Source organism: Pedobacter sp. 01N416, from assembly GCF_056399685.1.
Genome location: NZ_JBFTRT010000997.1, coordinates 1 through 734, shown reverse-complemented (window position 1 = coordinate 734; position 734 = coordinate 1). Strand labels below are relative to the sequence as shown.

Below are 734 nucleotides of genomic sequence, written 5' to 3'. Positions count from 1 at the left end.
TTCTAATACAGATTGGAGTTGGGCACCTTTATTTGCTGATTTTGACAACGATGGTTGGAAGGATTTATTTATTTCTAACGGATATTTAAGAGACTTTACTGATATGGATTTTCTGAAATATACCGTTGCAAATGCCCAAAAAGAATCACTTAAACAAGGGAGTTTAAAATTTCAAACCTTCGATTTGGTGAAAAAAATGCCATCGAATCAAATCTCAAATTATATTCTTTCAAACAACCATGATTTAACTTTTACCAATAAAACAGTAGAGTGGGGTATTTCAACACCTTCCGTTTCAAATGGTTCTGCTTATGCCGATTTGGATAATGATGGTGATCTGGATTTAATTGTTTGTAATATAAACTCACCGGTAATGGTGTATAAGAACAATTCCGATTTACTGAAATCGAACTATTTAAAAATTAATCTTATTGGAGAAGGATTAAATACAGCAGCAATTGGGGCTAAAATCTATATTAAAACAGAGGATAATTTACAGTATCAGGAGAAGTATGTGGTACGTGGTTATCAATCAAGTGTAGATCAAATCAATTGTTTTGGTTTAGGTAAAAACAATAAAATAAATTATGTAAAAATAGTTTGGCCTGACGGAAAAGAAAGTTTGATTGAGAATGTACAATCAAATCAGACACTAACAGTTAAGCAGAATGAAGCTGTAATAAAAAAGGAGAATATTAGTACACCAAAAGCACTATTTACAGATTATACGGCAG

General features: G+C 31.5%; 1 protein-coding gene. It reads left to right on the top strand.

Annotated features, from left to right (window positions below; all coding sequences use genetic code 11):
• On the top strand, positions 1-734 hold a 734-nt coding region (locus tag AC1DND_RS28890; RefSeq protein WP_477586411.1), incomplete at both ends, for an ASPIC/UnbV domain-containing protein.